Here is an 18224-nt window from a genome sequence, read left to right on the forward strand (position 1 = left end):
ATGGCTAAGATAGGAATTGTTGGAGCGGCGGGATATACAGGGGGTGAATTATTGCGGATTTTGGTCAATCATCCCGATGTGGAATTGACATGTATTCTTTCTAATTCACAAGCAGGTAAATTGGTTTCAGATGTGCATACCGATTTACTAGGGAGCACCTTTGCCAAATTCACGGATACCCTAAAACCTGTGGATGTACTTTTTCTATGTTCAGGTCATGGAGAATCAAAGAAATTCTTGGAAGCCAATGACATTCCTTGGCATACTAAAATCATTGATTTAAGTACCGACTACCGGGATGAATCGGATGGATTCGTCTATGGGCTTCCTGAATTCCAAAAAGCCAAGATTCAAACAGCACAAAAAATAGCTAATCCGGGATGTTTTGCAACTTCCATTGAATTAGCGCTATTGCCTTTGGCAGCTGCGGGAAAAATAACTGGAGATGTGCACGTTTCAGCTATCACAGGTAGTACTGGAGCTGGTCAGTCATTATCGAACACAAGCCATTTTTCATGGAGAAATAATAATATTAGTATTTATAAAGCTTTCACACATCAACACCTGGCAGAAATTGGTCAAACATTAGCCTTTGAAAAAAAGGCCCCTTTGATCCATTTCGTCCCTTATCGAGGTAATTTCTCTCGGGGAATCATGGCCAATGTATATACTCCTTACTCAGGCACTCTGGAAGAGGCCTTGGAATTATACCATGACTACTATGAGTCCTCGCCCTTTGTCTTCGTCTCTAAAGCCAGCATTGATTTAAAGCAAGTGGTGAATACCAACAAATGCTTGTTGCACCTAGAAATCCACCAAGGGCAATTGTTGATTACTTCCATCATCGACAACTTGATTAAAGGAGCCTCAGGACAAGCTGTGCAAAACATGAATATCATGTTGGGCTGGGAAGAAGATGAAGGTCTACGATTAAAAGCCATTGGTTTTTAATCCATGTTACCTAGATTTTCATTCAAAAAACACGCATTATCATGAAATTATTTGACGTATACCCGCTTTATCCTATTGAACTTGTGAAAGCACAAGGTGTTACTTTATGGGATAAAAAGGGTCAAACATACACGGATTTATACGGAGGTCACGCGGTGATTTCCATTGGACATTCGCATCCTTATTATGTAGCTAAATTGACCGAACAATTACAGAACATTGGTTTTTATTCCAATTCTGTCATCATTCCGGGTCAAGAAGAATTAGCGGAAAAGTTAGGAAAATTATCTGGCTACCCAGATTATCAATTATTCTTAACTAATTCAGGTGCTGAATCCAATGAAAATGCCTTGAAATTGGCCTCTTTTCATACGGGGCGTAAAAAGGTGGTGGCCTTTAAAAACGCTTTCCACGGTCGTACTGCTGGTGCTGTGGCCGTAACAGACAATCCAAGCATTGTTGCCCCAATCAACGACACGTCGCATGTTAGCTTTTTGCCACTCAATCAAATTGAAGGCCTAGAAGCTGGAATTACTGAAGAAACCGCTGCAGTCATTGTGGAGGGAATTCAAGGCGTAGGAGGAATTCAAGTGGCTGGAACGGAATTTTTAAAGGCTTTAAGAATACGTTGTGATGAAACAGGAGCTCAATTAATTTTGGATTCTGTTCAATGTGGCTATGGCCGTTCTGGCAAGTTCTTCTCCCACCAATATGCGGGAATTCAACCTGATATGATGACTACTGCTAAAGGCATGGGGAATGGCTTCCCGATGGGTGGTGTATTAATTGCTCCACATATCAAAGCAAGTTATGGACTCTTAGGTACAACTTTTGGGGGTAACCACATGGCATGCGCCGCAGGAAATGCTGTTTTGGATGTCATTAAAGATGAAAACTTAATCGAAAATGCAGCAAAAATCGGGCAGTATTTGATGGATCAATTGAGTCAATTTACCGCAGTGAAAGAAGTTAGAGGAAAAGGTTTGATGATCGGTATTGAATTCGAACAAGCCGTTGGCCCTATTCGTGATGCTTTATTATTTGATCACCATATCTTCTGTGGATACGCTGGGAAGCATACATTGCGTTTATTACCAAGTTTAGCTGTTAACCAAAAGGTGGCAGATCAGTTTTTAGAAAGTTTGACACAAGTCCTGAAAGCTTAAATTTCGGAGGCTCATTCTGATAAAGGTTTGCTTTTTCATTAGAAATGTGATTATTTTGCGTTTCTTTTGTGAACGGCTAAGGCTCTTAAAAAAAGACATTAAACAACTTATTATACATTATCAATGGCATTAATTACAAAAATTAGAGAGAAATCGGGAATCGCGGCAGCAGCAATCGCCATCAGTTTAATTTTATTTCTCATCGGTAGTGATATTTTCCAAGGAAGATCGTCTTTATTTGGCTCCAATAACCAAGAAGTAGGTGTTATAGCAGGTGAAAGTATTTTATTACCTGAATTCCAAAAGAAAGTAGAAGAGGCTACAGCCAATTATACGGCTCAAACGGGTAAAGGTCCAGGGGAGCAAGAAGCTACCATGATCCGTGATCAAGTTTGGAACCAATACATCTTGGATATTGCCTACAAAAATGAATTTGATGCTTTAGGATTGAAAGTTTCTTCGGAAGAATTGATTGATATGGTGCAAGGAAATAATATCCACCCATCTGTTCGTCAGCAGTTCACCAATCCACAAACTGGTCAATTTGATAAGACTTTTGTGATTCAGTTTTTGAAAAATTTAAAAACGATGCCGGCACAGCAGCAACAAGGCTGGGCTAATTTTGAGAAATCGATTGCTCAAGATCGCATCCGTTCTAAGTATGAAAACTTAATCCGTTTATCGACCTACGTCAATACAGCTGAAGCACAAAAAGAATACCAAGCACAAAATTCCAAGTTTTCTGCTCGTTTCTTATACGTGCCTTTCTTCTCAATTCCAGATTCAGCCATCAAAGTGAGTGATGCGCAATTGGAAGAATATTTAGCGAAACACAAAGATCGCTTCAAAGGTGTTAATTCGCGTTCTATCCAATACGCTACTTTCCCAGTAGTTCCAACGGCTCAAGATACGGTGGAGTTTTACAACCAAATCAAAAAGTTAGCGAAGGATTTGGCAGTAGCGCCTAACGACTCTGCATTTGCGATGTTGAACTCCGATGTACGTACTCCTTATTTATTGGCATACTCAGAAATCCCTGAAGTGGTTAAATCACAATTAGGCACGTTCCAAGTAGGTGGTATCTATGGACCATTCAAAAACGGTTTAACTTATTCTATTTACAAGTACGGTGGAGTTAAAAAAGATAGCTTATTCACTGTTCGTGCAAGTCATATCTTAATTGCCCCAGCGAATAAAACTGATTCTGCCAAAGCACAAGCTAAACAAAGAGCAGAAAACATCTTGACTCAAATCAAGGGTGGTGCAAGCTTTGAAACGTTGGCTCAATTAAACGGAATGGACGGTACTGCACAAAATGGTGGTGATTTAGGCTATTTTAAGAACAATGGTTCCATGACTAAGGCTTTTGAAAAAGCAATTTTCGGATTCAATGGTGCTGGTTTGATGCCAGGTGTAGTTGAAACTGAATTTGGTTATCACATCGTTAAAATCACGGATGCAAAGACCAATACCGCTTATCGTTTAGCTGCTATTAACAAAACCATTGCTCCTTCTCAAGCAACATTAGATCGTGTTTACACACAAGCAGATGCTTTTGCTAATGCAAATGGTACGATTGGTGCTTTCGAAGCAGCTTTGAAAAAAGATAAAAATATCATCATGATGCGTGCTGAGCGTTTGTTGGAAAATGCAACCAGCATCAACAACTTAAGCAATGCTCGCGAGATTGTTCGTTGGGCATTTGATGAAGGCACATCCGTGGGTGATGGTTCTAAAAAAGTATTTGAGCAAGATAATCAATACATTGTGGCTTATTTAACTGGAAAGACGGATAAAGACAATGTGAAGGTGGATGATTACCGTGAGGGAATTAGCAACTTGGTTCGTGCAGAATTAAAAGGAGAGAAAATCTCAGCTAAATTGAGCGGAATCAAAGGAAGCTTAGAGCAAATCGCACAGAAATATGGTGCTGGCGCTTTGGTTGAAAATGTATCGGATGTAACTTTATCAACAGGTATGTTGAATACAGCTGGTCCAGATGCAGTTGCTTTGGGTAAAATTGCGGGTTTAAAGACTGGCAAGAGAAGTCAAGTATTCACAGGTGATAATGGAGTATTTATTGCTGAAAAAACAGCTGCAGTAGCAGCTCCAGCTTTAGCGGATTATACGACTTACAAAACTCAAATCCAATCCATGGGTATTCAACGTGCTTCTTATTACATCAATGAAGCCATTAAAGACAATGCGAAAATTGTAGATAAACGCTACAAATTCTATTAATCAAAATATCCTTTATCTTTGAAAAGCATTCTGTAAGGAATGCTTTTCTTGTTTGAAACGAATAAGATCCAAATGAAACTGACAAAAAACGGCTTGTGGGCAATCTTGATTGGTGTGGGTATTTTACTCATCGTGCTTAGCCCGCAGCTACGGTTACGTTGGGATTTAAGCGAAGAAAAGAAGTTTACCCTCAGTGAATCATCGGTAGCTGTTTTGCAATCCTTGGATGGCCCCATTTCCATCAAAGTATATTTAGGAGGAAGAAATCTACCCGGTGGCTTCAAAAGACTTGAAAAAGCATTGTTGGAGTTACTAGATGATGTACGTTCCCAAAGCCCGCAGCGCATCGATATCGAGCAAATAGATGTATATAAGACCTATCCTAAGGAGAAAGATCGACAAGCGCTGATTTTTTATTTAGATTCCTTGGGCATCCCTCCTACCAATGTCGTGAATCAGGAAGATGGACAACAGGTACAGCAATTGATTTTTCCAGGTATTGTCATTGAGAAGTCGGACCGTCAGGCAGCCATTTTATTACTGAAAGGTAATAAGTTAACCAGCCCCCAAGAAGTTTTGAACCAGTCCATTGAAGGCCTGGAATACGAATTGATGCAGGGGATCCGACAAGTTCAGGATAATCGAGAACGAAAGAAAATTGGTTTCTTTTTAGATCACAGTCAAGTGCCCGCCATCAAACAATTGGATTTGATTGCGCAGTTGAAAAAATCTTACGACCTATATCCAGTTGATTTATCTCAATCGCTAACCTTAGATGGCTTAGATGCCATTTGCGTCATACAGCCTTCCATCAAGTTTTCTACGGAAGATCAATATAAAATAGACCAGTTTTTGGTTCAGGGGGGTAAAGGCATTTTCTTCTTAGATGGTGTTAGGATAGATACCTTGGAGAAGCAAGGATTGATTGTCACTCCGCAGGACTTAGGCTTACAGAACCTGTTATTCCAATATGGGGTCAGATTAAATGCCAATTTGGTGAAAGACGCACAGTTGTGTGGAGCGATTCCATTGGCAGTGGGTAATTTTGGGAATCAAGCCAATTTGGAATTAATGCCTTGGCCAGCATTTCCATTACTGAATGGAAATCCGAATTCAGTCATTACGAAAAACCTAGATGCCATTTATGGGCGTTTTGTTTCCAGTTTGGATACGATTCAAAGTGGTCAAAGCCTAAAGAGAACAGCTTTATTAAAAACCAGTCCTTATACCCAGATTCAAAAAACACCAGCCACCCTACCCTTCTCGGCATCTGGCAAAGAATTTGATCCCGCTAAATACCAAGGAGGTTCTCAAGTGATTTCGTACCTCTTAGAAGGTAAATTCCAATCAGCCTTCACCAATCGGATTTTACCTACTGAAAAATTAGCGAAACCATTTCAGTCAAAAACTGACCAAGCTGGAGCCTTAATCATCGTGGCAGATGGCGATATTCCATTGAATGGAATTGACCCTAGTACCAAGGCTCCTTTGCCTTTGGGATTTGATACTTTTGCGAAACATACCTTTGCCAACAAAGACTTCGTTTTAAATGCCTTTCATTACTTATTGGATGATCAGCAGGCTTTATTGGCTAGAAATAAAAATGTTCGTTTACGACCTTTGGATAAAGTGAAGGTCAAGGAAGAAAAAAGCTTTTGGCAAGGCATAAATTTGGCTATTCCGATTGCTTTTGCAGGAATTATCAGTCTTTTGGTCATACTGTACCGAAAGAAAAAATACAATGCTTGAAACCTTTGGTAGAATACCTAAATTATTTTAACTTCAAGGTTTGAATGCACCTGCAGGTGCTTTTAACACAAATACTCTTAAAACCATCATTTACATGAAATTTCTTGTAGCTTCTAGTGTTCTTCTCAAACAAATCTCAGCCATCAATGGGGTTGTTGCGAGCAATCCAATCATTCCTATTTTAGAGAATATTTTAGTTGAATTGGAGGGCAATCAATTGACCTTGACGGCATCAGATTTGCAAACGGTGATGACTACCACGTTGGATGTAGAAGGCGCAGAAAATGGATCTATTGCACTTCCAGCACGATTATTGTTGGAAACACTTCGTAGCTTACCTGAGCAACCAGTAACTATTTCAGCGGATCAAGGGACTTTTGGAGCAGAAATTTCCACACAGAATGGTCGCTTTAAATTGAGTGGAGAAAATCCTATCGATTTTCCACGCATTCCGGAAGTAGCTAAAAACCAATCCATTAGCCTTTCGTCATCCGTTTTAGGAGAAGCCATTGCTAACACCTTATTAGCTGTTTCAAATGATGATATGCGTCCTGCTATGACGGGAGTTTTGATTCAAATGATGGGAGATCATACCAATTTTGTGGCAACGGATGGTCACCGTTTAGTGCGTTACCGTAGAACGGATATTCGTCCAGAGGCACAAAGCAGCTTGATTTTACCGAAAAAAGCCTTGTCATTGTTGAAATCGACCCTTCCAATGGATGATACCACGGTAAAAGTAGAGTTTAGTCAATCGAACGCTTTCTTTACTTTCCAAAGTTTCTCCTTGATTTGTCGGATTATCGACGAGCGTTTCCCAGAGTATGAAAATGCGATTCCAAAGGAGAACAATGAGATTTTGACTATTAATAGAATGGAGTTTTTGAGTTCGGTGAAACGTATCTCCATTTATTCCAATAAGACGACACACCAGATTCGATTGAAACTGAATGCCAATAAATTGACCTTATCGGCGGAAGATTTAGATTATTCCAACGAAGCTAACGAAGTATTGGCTTGTGAATATGCCGGAAAAGATATGGAGATTGGATTCAATGCCAAATTGATTTCGGAGTTATTGGGTAATTTAAGTGCCAAATATGTGGACATTAAATTAAGCGAACCGAATAAGGCAGGTTTAATTATTCCGTCAGATCAAGATGAAAACGAAGATGTGTTGTTATTGGTGATGCCAGTGATGTTGAACTCGTATAATTAATTAAGAATGTAGAATGAAGAATGTAGAATGAAGAGTTTCAAACTTTATATTTTACATTTCGAAAATTAATGTTATCATTCCAGTTTTTCATTGCTACAATTAACCTCAAATATAATTTTTAACTTATTTATCCGTTATCAATTGCAAACTTAAAGCACAACTGATTCTACATTCTACATTAAATATTACATTCTTCATTTAAACAATATGAAATATTTAGCTCTAACATTTCTGATATCCATTTCACTTACTTCTTTTGCTAAAACGGGAGAAGGAGAAGGAATTGAGTTTTTTCATGGGACCTTCAAGCAGGCATTAGCCAAGGCGAAGAAAGAAAATAAATTAATCTTTTTTGATGCCTATACATCTTGGTGTGGACCATGCAAGGTATTGAAAACCAAAGTATTTCCTGACAAAGAATTGGGAGAATACATGAATGCTAAATTCATTTCCATTGGTGTGGATATGGAAGCAGGAGAAGGCCCACAATTGGCCAATATGTATCCGGTGGAGGGATATCCTACTTTGATGTTCATGGATGCTGCTGGTAAAGTAAAAAAGAAGGTATTGGGATTACCTAGAGGTGGTGCTAAAGAGTTGTTAACGGTAGCCAAATCTGTCAAATAAATTATTCGTCATTCATAAAAAAGGCCGTCATTCGTCAGGAGTGATGGCCTTTTTTTATTCTAATGGTATGTTGAATGTAGAATTCAGAAGTCAATCCCTACGAAAGTTGGGAATCATGCTGTTCGATTTCTATGGTTAAAACAAGTGGTTTTCTATGAAAATATTCTGGTGTTCAACATGACCCTTCGGAGAACATCTAATGTTGTTGGCTTCGAGAGCCTCAGCCAACAGTTAATTTCTGTCGTAAGACACGACTATTCTATTTACACCAAGAGGATGAATTAACTGAGGCTCTCGAAGCCAAATTTTGATTTACACCAAGTGGCTGAGTTGGCTGAGGCTCTCAAAGCCAAATTTGATTTACACCAAGAGGATGAATTAACTGAGGCTCTCGAAGCCAAATTTGATTTACACCAAGAGGATGAGTTGGCTGAGGCTCTCGAAGCCAAATTTGATTTACACCAAGTGGCTGAGTTGGCTGAGGCTCTCGAAGCCAAATTTGATTTACACCAAGTGGATGAGTTGGCTGAGGCTCTCGAAGCCAACATTTAACATTAGATTACAAATCCATATTATCTGTCATTCTACATTGAGAGGTTAATCCTACGAAAGATGGGAACTGAGCATGAGCGAAGCGGCAGGCGGATATTTGACCCCGTGCGTAGGCCTGAGTGCTAGCGTCAAAGATTAAAGCCGTATGCAAAGTGAGCATCGGTTCCGCGAAGCGGAATTCGTGTTGGATTAACCGAACTTTCTACATTTTTTTTGTTTCTTTTTTTATGAAAAAAAAGAAATACCATAAGAATACTATATTCGTTACAGCTATTTTGTAAGACTCTATCCTGCTGTCTCAAATGACACTACATTTCAACTTATTATTAAGGCTATTTTTATCTCGAAAAAAGAAATGCCTTAGAAATTAATTTTACTTAAAAAGGACGATCTCTTCAATTTCATGAGTAATCACATTTTCTCACTTTAACTCTCTTTGGTCTTTCTTTTTTTGTCGTTCAGCAAAGGCAAATTCTGCTTCGCAGAAACGGGATTCACTCCGCTCTCGCCTATAGTTTTGATGCTTACGCACAAGGCCAAAGCAAAGATCAAAACCCCGTCTACCGCTGCGTTCATTCCCTTTCGCTGAAGCTGCACGACGTCCTTAAAAAGGTTTGATTCAAATGACCTTAGCTAGACATGATTTTGGAATAGAATTCGCTTCACCAACGGTTAATCCTACGAAAGATGGGAACTGAGCATGTGCGAAGCTGCAATATTAGTGATTAGGGTTTAGTTATTAGGGATGATAATGTAGAATGCTAAATCCATTCATAATCTATCATTCATCATTTATAATTTCCTATATAATTCCTTTCTCCTCCGCCTCATTCTTCACATCACGAATCTCAACCGCTTTGGTAGATTTCTTACGCATTTTGATGTTGATAAATTCAACAAATAGCGAGAAAGCAATAGCGAAGTACAAATAGCCTTTCGGGATTTGGCCAATGCTATTTCCCAGGATGATGAATTCTGAGTCGTGACTTGCTTCTGCGATGAGCATAAAACCGATCATAATTAAGAAGGAAAGGCCTAAAACCTGCAAGGAAGGGTGTTGGTTCACGAATCGACCCACAGGGCCTGAGAAGCCCATCATGATGAAGATGGAAATAATCACTGCGGTAATCATGATCACGATTTCATTAGTAAGTCCGATGGCCGTTAATACCGAGTCGATGGAAAAGACTAAATCAATCAGTGCGATTTGAGTGACGACCTGAGCAAATTTCGCTTTGAGGCTTTTGGGTTTTCCATCCGCATGATGTTCTTCCCCTTCTAGTTTTTGGAATATTTCATTGGTGGCTTTATATAAAAGGAAGAGACCACCTACAAACAGAATAATGGCTTGTCCGGTTGGGGCTACAGAAAGCCAGTCTGAACTAAAGTGCCAAAATGGTTTTTGCAGAGAAATTAAATAAGATAAGCCGAGCAAGAGCATGACACGGAAAGCCATGGCAAGGATAAGTCCTAGGTTACGTGCTTTGGCTTGCTGGTCTTCGGGTAGTTTATGGGCGGTTAAGGAGATGAAGATGATATTGTCAATACCTAATACGACCTCTAAAAATGTCAGAGTTAATAGGCTAAGTAGTCCGTTGATAGAAAAAAGGTGATCCATGTGCTATTTTTTATGAATGCAAAGATGCTGGCTTTCTGCGAGATAGCCAACAATTAATAAAAGGTTGGAAAAATTTCTACATTTTTTTCAGAACAGCACTTGCAAAAAGCAGAAAAAACACGGATATTTGCAAACCAATTCAACGGAAAGGGTCTTATAGCTCAGCTGGTTCAGAGCACCTGCCTTACAAGCAGGGGGTCCTAGGTTCGAATCCTAGTGGGACCACACCCTTACAAAACCTCATCGAAAGATGGGGTTTTTGTGTTTTAAGGCAGAAGAAATTGATCGAATAAGAAAAGAAATTTGTTTAGTTTTAAATTCAAATAATATAAGAATACTTTGCTTTATTGATTTGAGACTGGCAATAGAATAAATTTTACTCGTACTAATATCTCACTCAGTTACCAACATAATTGCCATTGTCTAAACAAACTACGAATTTCCTAAATTGATTCATTGAAGTATTCGCGAAATTGTAAAAAATCACTCGATCGTAGACTGTGCTTGAAACCAAAATCTATTTTTTACTAGGTGCCCAATTATAGTCCACTATTGTTGCAATAATTGCATTATTTACAATTTCTCATTTCGCGATTTGCGAAATGAGAAATTAATCATACATTTGTACCATGAGAAAACATAATGGTATGCGCCCCCAAGATGTGGCTATTCTATTGAAAATCATCTCAATGAATAGTGAAAATTGGCAATTGGTAGAGCTTGCGAATTTATTAAGCATAAGTATTTCAGAAATTTCCGAGTCCTTGAATAGGAGTCGGCTAGCTGGTCTTATTGATTATAACAAAAAAAAAATTAATCGTCAGAATTTGTTAGAATTCTTAGAATATGGAGTTCGATATGTTTTTCCTCAACATCCTGGACCAATTGTTCGAGGAATTCTAACTGCTCATTCACATCCAGAAATAAAAAAAATCTTTGTTAGTGAAATGAATTATGTTTGGCCCGATAGTAAAGGAGATGCCATGGGACAAATGATTGAACCATTTTATAAAAAACAAGTGGAAGCTGTAAAAGTGGATAAAGAATATTATAGATTATTGGCCTTAGTCGACATTATCCGAGTTGGAAAAGTAAGGGAAATAAAATATGCCATAAAAGAACTAAAAAACGATATTTTACATGAGTCATCAGTTGAATACGGTAAGAATTAAAGCTGTTGCAAACGCATTGGAAAGTTTAAAAGAAAAAGTTGTTTTTGTTGGAGGGGCTACCATATCTCTTTATCCAGATCAACCAACTTTAGAAGTCAGACCAACAGACGATGTGGATGTTATCATAGAAATATTAAATTATGGTAATCGGGTTGAACTGGAAGAAAAATTGAGATCAATAGGATTTGCTCACGACATAGAATCCGGAGTAATTTGTCGATACCGAATTCAAGGAATTATCGTTGATATTATGCCGACTAAAGACCCTTCCATTGGGTTTTCTAACATTTGGTATCCAGAGGGATTTAAGAATGCGGTAGATTATCAGATTGATGATCAGTGTCAAGTTTACATATTGAGTGCTCCTTATTTTATTGCTACAAAATTAGAAGCTCATAAAGATCGCGGACAGAATGATGGGAGAACTAGTCAAGATTTTGAAGATATCATTTATGTATTGGAAAACAGGGGAACAATTTGGGAAGAAATAAATCATTCAAATGAGGTACTAAAAAATTATCTGATTACAGAATTTCGTAATCTATTAGAAAACCCAAATCTTTTTGAATGGATAGATTGCCATGTTGAAAGAATATCACCCCCTGCTACCTATTTTATTATGGAGGAATTAAAAAAACTTATAGCATAAATTTGAAGCTCACCCTATTTACTCGAGGACATAGCAATCTCAAAAATCACCCATCTGATTTTATTCAATTTAAGGACAAGTGAGTATGAAAGTACGACAATGGAATAGTTTTTTTAACGATGACATATCCATATAATTCAATAAAATAAAATGAATAGTCCTAGTGGGACCACACCCTTCAAAAACCTCATCGAAAGATGGGGTTTTTGTGTTTTAGGGCAGGGGTAGAATGAAATAATTCAAATTCGCCTCTTAATTTTATATCATTTTTAATAACTAGTCAAATTTTAGATTTTGTTTCCTTTTTACATCTTTTTATCAAACCAGAATATTCTGCATAAAAAATTAGTTGGTCAAGTATTCATATAATGAATCCTCAACTGGCTGATCAAGTTTAAATATAACTTTCACCACTGACACACTTCTACCATGATCATCTAATATAGTTGTTTCTTCAAAAGATTCATCAATCGGCTTAACATCTCCCATATAATAGAAATCACTACCCTCTCCATTACTTTTCTTTATAAATAGAGATAACCTCAAAATATTGTTGTGATATTTTATTGTAGAAACATCCTTACTATTCAATTTTCGTCTCGGTTTTGAAAACCATTGAAATTGACTATTATTGATAAACTTATCTTCAAACTTAGTCGAAGCTGCTATATTGTCTTCCTTATGATAATTCACGAATATTGGACATGTATTGTACTTTATGCTATATCCATACATAGTAGATTCTTCATTTCTTTCCCAATTTAAAATCCTGCAAATATCTTTTCTAGAATATTTTTGATGAATTAAAAATCCTTTTACGTAGTTCCTAAAATCAAAATTTGCTTCGAATTTAGATATTGAGTAATAAGTATTATCTAGTAAAAAATCGCGAAACGTTAAATTTGATAATTGCTGAATAAAAAAAATTGATATTGAAACAACTCCATTTTGTAATTCAAATAAATCATTAGAACCTAATTCTTTTATTGATTTACGTTTATTTATGAAATAGAAATTCAAATTGGAAATGACAGAACCAATAGTCTCCCTAGTTGGGGAAAATCCATATTTGCTATATATTAATTCTATAAACTCATTTATTTGAATTTCTCCTTTAGTAATAATTTTTAATAATAACTCGGACTCTTCAACCCGTTTAGAATTATTAATCTCAATAGAAAAAAAATTTAATATGGTTAATTGGTCAGGAGTCATTTTTTCAACTAATCCTGACTCTAGACTAGAGACAAAATGAAAATATGAACCAGCATATTCAACAAATAAAAAAGGATCACGAGAACCATGATATAGAAAATCCATCATCATAGGTAATTGTCCAATTTTATACTTCAACAGATTATAATCTTTAATTAAATCCTTCTTTAAAGAAAAATTTGACTGATCAATAGCTGCATAAATTTTTTCCTTAGAAATTTTATCAAAATTGATAGTGGATGTTCCTGGAATCTGACTACTACCTCCTGCTATTAACTTTCTAAGGCTGTCCTTATTATAAGATGTATCTCCAAATAAGGCTATCGGAATCAAAAAATTATTGGTATAATTTCCTATAAAATCAATTACTGTCAAATACTCTTTACCTTCGGCCTTTCGTAATCCTCTTCCTAATTGCTGAACAAAAATAATTGCAGATTGAGTTGGCCGAAGCATGATTACTTGATTAACCCGAGGTATATCAATACCTTCATTAAAAATATCTACTGTAAAAATGTAATCTAATTTCCTTTGTAAATCGTCTGACTCTAACAAATCGATTGCCATATTTCTCTGATCTTCTGAATTTTCACCAGATAATGCAATAGATCTAAAACCTAGACTTGAAAACTGATTTGAAAGCTCTTTAGCCTCCTCTACTTTGGAACAAAAAACCAAACCTCTAACATTTCCATCATCGCAACTATAAAATTGCGAATATTCTATAATCCTATTTACTCGTTCAATTGACGTTAATAAATTAAAGTCTGATTTTTCTTCAACCTCTTTACCATTTATTGACAAATCAGTTACTCCAAAATAATGGAATGGGGATAATATGTCAATTTCCAATGCTTTTTGCAATCGAATTTCGTAAGCAATATTGTGATTATAAAGAGAAAAAACATCAAACCCATCCGTTCTTTCAGGAGTGGCTGTCATCCCAAGCAAAAAATTAGGCTTAAAATAATTGACAATTTTCAAATAGGAATCAGCACCAGCTCGATGCGACTCGTCTATAATAATGTAATCAAAATGTTCTGGAGAAAAGGCTTTCAAATGCTCATCTCTAGAAATGGTTTGAATGGTTGAAAAGATAAAGTCTTTATCTAGTTCTTTTCTATCACCAGAGTAAAAACCCATTTCCTTTTTAAATCCAAAAACTTGCCTAAAAGTTTTTAATGCTGCATTGGCTATATTTGCCCGATGTACTACAAAAAGTAAACGTTTAGGATTGAATTCTTTTGCATCAAAAGCTGACAAAAAGGTCTTTCCTGTTCCCGTTGCAGATATTAATAAAGCTTTATTTTTACCATTGGATCTTAGCATTTTTAGATTAGCCAATGCCTCAACTTGCATTAAGTTTGGACTTACATTTGAAACACGGGAAGGATTTTGCAACAGTTGGTCGAATAAATAATCCGATTGCCATTTTTTATTACTTTCGTATTCTTTTTGGTATTGACTAATAAAACTAAGATTCACAAGATTCGAAGCATCGAAGTCAGCTGTAAATTCCTCAACGGCCTTTTGAATTATATAACTTTCTCTTTTAGCAGAAACCTTTAAATTAAGCTCTTTATTTGTACTTAAGGCTGCTGCTGTAAGATTACTTGAACCAACTATTAAATCATAATAATCGCCTTTTTTAAAAAGATATCCTTTAGAATGGAAGTTATCATTTGTATTAATCCGAAGTTCTATGTTTTCAAATTTCAATAATCGCTTTAAAGCTTCTGGTTCAGTAAAATTGAGGTACTGGGAAACCAAAATTTTACCTCTTACTTGATTATTTTTTAATTCTTGAAAAGTGTTAATTAGTGACTGAAGTCCACTATTTGTTAAAAAAGCAACCGAAAACCAAAATTCTTCGCAAGAATTCAATTCGGCAATAATGCTTGAAAGGACTTTTATCCCTTCACTCTTTTCATTTGTTAGTAATCTAGGAATATATTCACCAGAAGAGTCAACAGATTTCTCTATAAATCCTGTTCTTATATTATCATAAAAATCATCACTTATATCATGCATTCGAACTTGAAATTAATTTATCAACAAAAGGAATATCAGCGGCTGCCCAATCAAGACTCAACAATTCTGATTTGGTCAATTGAAAATAATTCAAATGCTCATTTAGCTGAATGTCCTCCAAGTTTTCAGCTTTGCATTTAAATGCATGCATAGTTATTTTAAAATCAGGGTATTGATGTTCTACGGTTTGGAAGTAGATCAAATTGGTTATAACTAAATTTAACTCCTCCTTTATTTCTCGAACTAATGCCTCTTCTGGCGACTCACCTTCTTCGATTTTCCCTCCAGGAAACTCGTACTTTAATGAAACGTATTCATACTTACTAGGACCTCTCTGAAAGCATAGAATTTTATCCATAACTTGGATTATAGCAGCTGATACAAAATAATGCTTCATTAGTAATCTTAAAATAAAATAAATTTACTTATAATTATTATAAATACCAGATATCTAATTTTCACCCTATTTTCTAATTAATTCAATAGACATTTGCTATTACTGTACTACCCCCTAATAAACTGAACCAAATTTTAAAAAGAGTCTGGAACGAATTGAATTAGGGGTTTGCTCCATAAACAGATAAAAATCTTACATTTATACCTCCTAAGCTCCTAACACTTTGACCATATAAACTATTCATTTCAAAGAGCATTCATCCTTGTACCCATAATGATCCCCAATCAACTAAAAGCAAATAATCCCCTTTTCATTCTATTGCCATTTTTTATTGTACTCATTTTAATTTACGCATGTCAACAGCCCATTGACAATAAAATAACAGAACTTTTATCCCCCGATAAAAAAATAAAATTTCAACTCTTTTCAGAAAAAAAGGATCATTCCCTTCAATACGCCATCAGCTTTCATGATACCATGCTAGTGGAGAAATCATCCATCTCCTTAGATCTAGAAGGGGAAGCTTATGACCAATTAGTCATCAAGGATATTCAAGCATTTCATGTAGATACGCTCTTTTCACCCATCATTGCAGCCAAACGTAAAGTCTTCAGGGACCATTACAGTGGCATTCTAATCAACTTTGAACAAGCACTTGCATTAGAAATTCGGATGTATGATGAAGGATTAGCCTTTCGCTGGATAGGTAAATCGAATCATGACTTAAAGGTGCTGAATGAGACATTTGAAGTGAACCCCGTTCGTGATGCAAACCTATTTTATGCCCCATACGAACAAGATGCCACGGCAGGACCAGGATTTATCAATTTTATCAAAAGAAAAATCTTACGGGTAAAAAACTATTTAAAAGGCAAAAAAACACCCTCTGAAAGTGCTTTTGAAACTCCCTATCAACACAAAAAGATCTCAGAAATCGATAAAAATACTTTTCTATTTGTCCCTGCACTTATCCAAACACAGGATGGAAAATACATCGTAATCGGCGAATCGGATGTAATAGATTATCCCGGTATGATCTTGCAAAATTCTTCTCAAAATAGGCTCACAACAAGCTTTTCAGCCTACCCACTTAAAGAAGAATTACCCAAGGATACACTCAATTATATGAAACAAGTTCGTGTTAGCGAATTTGCCGATTACATAGCGCTAACAAAAGGCAAAAGAACTTTTCCTTGGCGCGTGCTCATGATTACAGATAATCCCGCTTCCATACCTGCCTCAGACCTCATTCAAAAACTAGCCAGCCCTTCTGCATTACAAGGAGATTTGTCATGGATCAAACCCGGACAAATAACGGATGAATGGCTTACGAATATTAATCTTTTTAATGTGGACTTCCAATCAGGCAAAAATACTACCTCCTACAAATATTACATTGATTTTGCAAAGACATTTGGACTCGAATACATCATGATAGATGAAGGCTGGTACCTCAATGGCACACTTAAAAATTTAAATAAAAATATCAATATTGATTCCATTGCGACTTATGCAAAAGAAAACAACGTAGGACTTGGCTTATGGTTTAATGCCATGGTACTCAATGAAAATTTGGAAGAAACACTTAAAACATATTCCTCCAAAGGAGTCAACATGATACTCATTGACTTTATCAATAGAAACGATCAAAAGGCCATGAACTATTATGTTAAAATAGCAGAGGCATGCGCTAGGTATAAGCTGATGTTGAATATTCATTCTGCCCCAGCACCTGCAGGATTTGAAATCACCTATCCCAATGCCATCTCTCGAGAAGGCGTCTTGGGCTCTGAATGGAATGGATGGAGCCCATTGGTTACCCCCAATCATGACCTTACCATACCATTTACCAGGATGTTTTCTGGCCCCTTGGATTATGAACCTGGATTACTAGAAAATTCAACCGAAAATGGTTTCCAAAACATCCCCGATAGACCCATGTCTCAGGGCACACGTGCACATCAAATAGCCATGTACTTGATTTATGACAATCCACTCCAATATTTCGTAGGTAATCCTTCACAGGGATTTAGAGAGCCTGAATTAATGAAATTTGTTGGCAATATCCCTACCACTTGGGATGAAACGATCGTGCTGGATGGCAAACCGTCGGAGTATATTGTGACAGCTCGATTAAAAGATGGAGTATGGTATATTGGGGCATTGAACAACTGGAAGGAGAGAGAATTATTCATTGACCTATCAAAATTTAAATTTAAAAAATACACATTGACGGGTATTATCGATGGTATCAACAGCAACCGATATGCTGCTGATTATGTCATGACAAAAGGTATTGGAAATGGAAATGAAATTTTGAAAATCAGATTAGGAAAAGGGGGTGGTGGAGTATGGCGATTTGAATCGGAAAGACCCTAAAAAAGAACATTCTAGATGGGATCAATAACTTATTCCTAAATAAGGCAACACATATTGAATAAACCATGGGACAAATGATCCGCCTTAATCTCTAAATCGTTCTGATACAGCTCGGCAAACAATTGGTACCAGCTGTTCGATTTCTATGATTAAAACAAGTAGTTATCTATAAAAATATTAATATTTTTATTTTAGGGACTATCTCTGAATTGTATTTAGACCTTTGTAATGAATGAATCTTTAAAAGGTTTTCCTACT

Annotated in this window: 13 protein-coding genes and 1 tRNA gene; 11 read left to right on the forward strand and 3 right to left on the reverse strand. The window is 36.6% G+C overall.

All coding sequences use genetic code 11. The annotated features are described in order from the left end of the window. The 7 genes from argC (at nt 1) to U0R11_RS10930 (ending at nt 8505) form a co-directional block, all read left to right on the forward strand. On the forward strand, nt 1-951 hold the full coding sequence (argC, locus tag U0R11_RS10900) for an N-acetyl-gamma-glutamyl-phosphate reductase (protein WP_406751712.1): 951 nt from the start codon (nt 1-3) through the stop codon (nt 949-951). 38 nt (nt 952-989) lie between these two features. Next, on the forward strand, nt 990-2117 hold the full coding sequence (locus U0R11_RS10905; RefSeq protein ID WP_406751727.1) for an aspartate aminotransferase family protein: 1128 nt from the start codon (nt 990-992) through the stop codon (nt 2115-2117). Between the two features lie 123 nt (nt 2118-2240). Then, a complete protein-coding gene (locus U0R11_RS10910) occupies nt 2241-4358 on the forward strand; it encodes a peptidylprolyl isomerase (RefSeq protein ID WP_406751713.1) in 2118 nt (705 codons plus the stop codon). A gap of 72 nt (nt 4359-4430) precedes the next feature. Beyond that, a complete protein-coding gene (gene gldG, locus U0R11_RS10915) occupies nt 4431-6107 on the forward strand; it encodes a gliding motility-associated ABC transporter substrate-binding protein GldG (RefSeq protein ID WP_406751714.1) in 1677 nt (558 codons plus the stop codon). A gap of 94 nt (nt 6108-6201) precedes the next feature. Beyond that, nucleotides 6202-7326: a DNA polymerase III subunit beta gene (gene dnaN, locus U0R11_RS10920; RefSeq protein WP_109324974.1), complete on the forward strand. Its 1125-nt coding sequence runs from the start codon at nt 6202-6204 to the stop codon at nt 7324-7326. Nucleotides 7327-7533: 207 nt separating this feature from the next. After that, entirely contained in the window at nt 7534-7953 is a 420-nt protein-coding gene (locus U0R11_RS10925; RefSeq protein WP_406751715.1) for a thioredoxin family protein, read from the forward strand. 321 nt (nt 7954-8274) lie between these two features. Then, nucleotides 8275-8505, forward strand: a complete 231-nt coding sequence (locus U0R11_RS10930; protein WP_406751716.1) for a hypothetical protein — start codon at nt 8275-8277, stop codon at nt 8503-8505. A gap of 802 nt (nt 8506-9307) precedes the next feature. Here the strand turns inward: U0R11_RS10930 and U0R11_RS10935 are convergent. Next, nucleotides 9308-10123 carry a TerC family protein gene (locus U0R11_RS10935; protein WP_406751717.1) on the reverse strand — a complete coding sequence of 272 codons (816 nt, stop codon included), beginning with the start codon at nt 10121-10123 and terminating at the stop codon, nt 9308-9310. A 150-nt stretch (nt 10124-10273) separates the two neighbouring features. Between U0R11_RS10935 and U0R11_RS10940 the strand changes: the two genes are divergently transcribed. From U0R11_RS10940 to U0R11_RS10950, 3 genes are all read left to right on the forward strand, one after another. Continuing rightward, nucleotides 10274-10348, forward strand: a tRNA-Val gene (locus tag U0R11_RS10940). Between the two features lie 404 nt (nt 10349-10752). Next, nucleotides 10753-11295: a hypothetical protein gene (locus tag U0R11_RS10945; protein WP_406751718.1), complete on the forward strand. Its 543-nt coding sequence runs from the start codon at nt 10753-10755 to the stop codon at nt 11293-11295. Continuing rightward, on the forward strand, nt 11264-11944 hold the full coding sequence (locus U0R11_RS10950; protein WP_406751719.1) for a nucleotidyl transferase AbiEii/AbiGii toxin family protein: 681 nt from the start codon (nt 11264-11266) through the stop codon (nt 11942-11944). Before U0R11_RS10945 ends, U0R11_RS10950 begins: the two co-directional genes overlap by 32 nt. Nucleotides 11945-12289: 345 nt before the next feature. Here the strand turns inward: U0R11_RS10950 and U0R11_RS10955 are convergent, their stop codons facing one another. Both U0R11_RS10955 and U0R11_RS10960 read right to left on the reverse strand, forming a co-directional pair. Further along, entirely contained in the window at nt 12290-15190 is a 2901-nt protein-coding gene (locus tag U0R11_RS10955) for a DUF3427 domain-containing protein (protein ID WP_406751720.1), read from the reverse strand. Continuing rightward, nucleotides 15183-15587 (reverse strand): (deoxy)nucleoside triphosphate pyrophosphohydrolase, encoded by a 405-nt coding sequence (locus U0R11_RS10960; RefSeq protein WP_406751721.1) that lies wholly within the window; start codon nt 15585-15587, stop codon nt 15183-15185. The genes U0R11_RS10955 and U0R11_RS10960 overlap by 8 nt, the downstream gene beginning before the upstream one ends. Nucleotides 15588-15860: 273 nt before the next feature. On the opposite strand from U0R11_RS10960, the gene U0R11_RS10965 reads away from it, so the two are divergent. Then, on the forward strand, nt 15861-17966 hold the full coding sequence (locus tag U0R11_RS10965; protein ID WP_406751722.1) for a glycoside hydrolase family 97 protein: 2106 nt from the start codon (nt 15861-15863) through the stop codon (nt 17964-17966). Nucleotides 17967-18224: the final 258 nt, after the last annotated feature.

The sequence above is a fragment of the Aquirufa salirivi genome (assembly GCF_045310485.1).
GTDB lineage: Bacteria > Bacteroidota > Bacteroidia > Cytophagales > Spirosomataceae > Aquirufa > Aquirufa salirivi.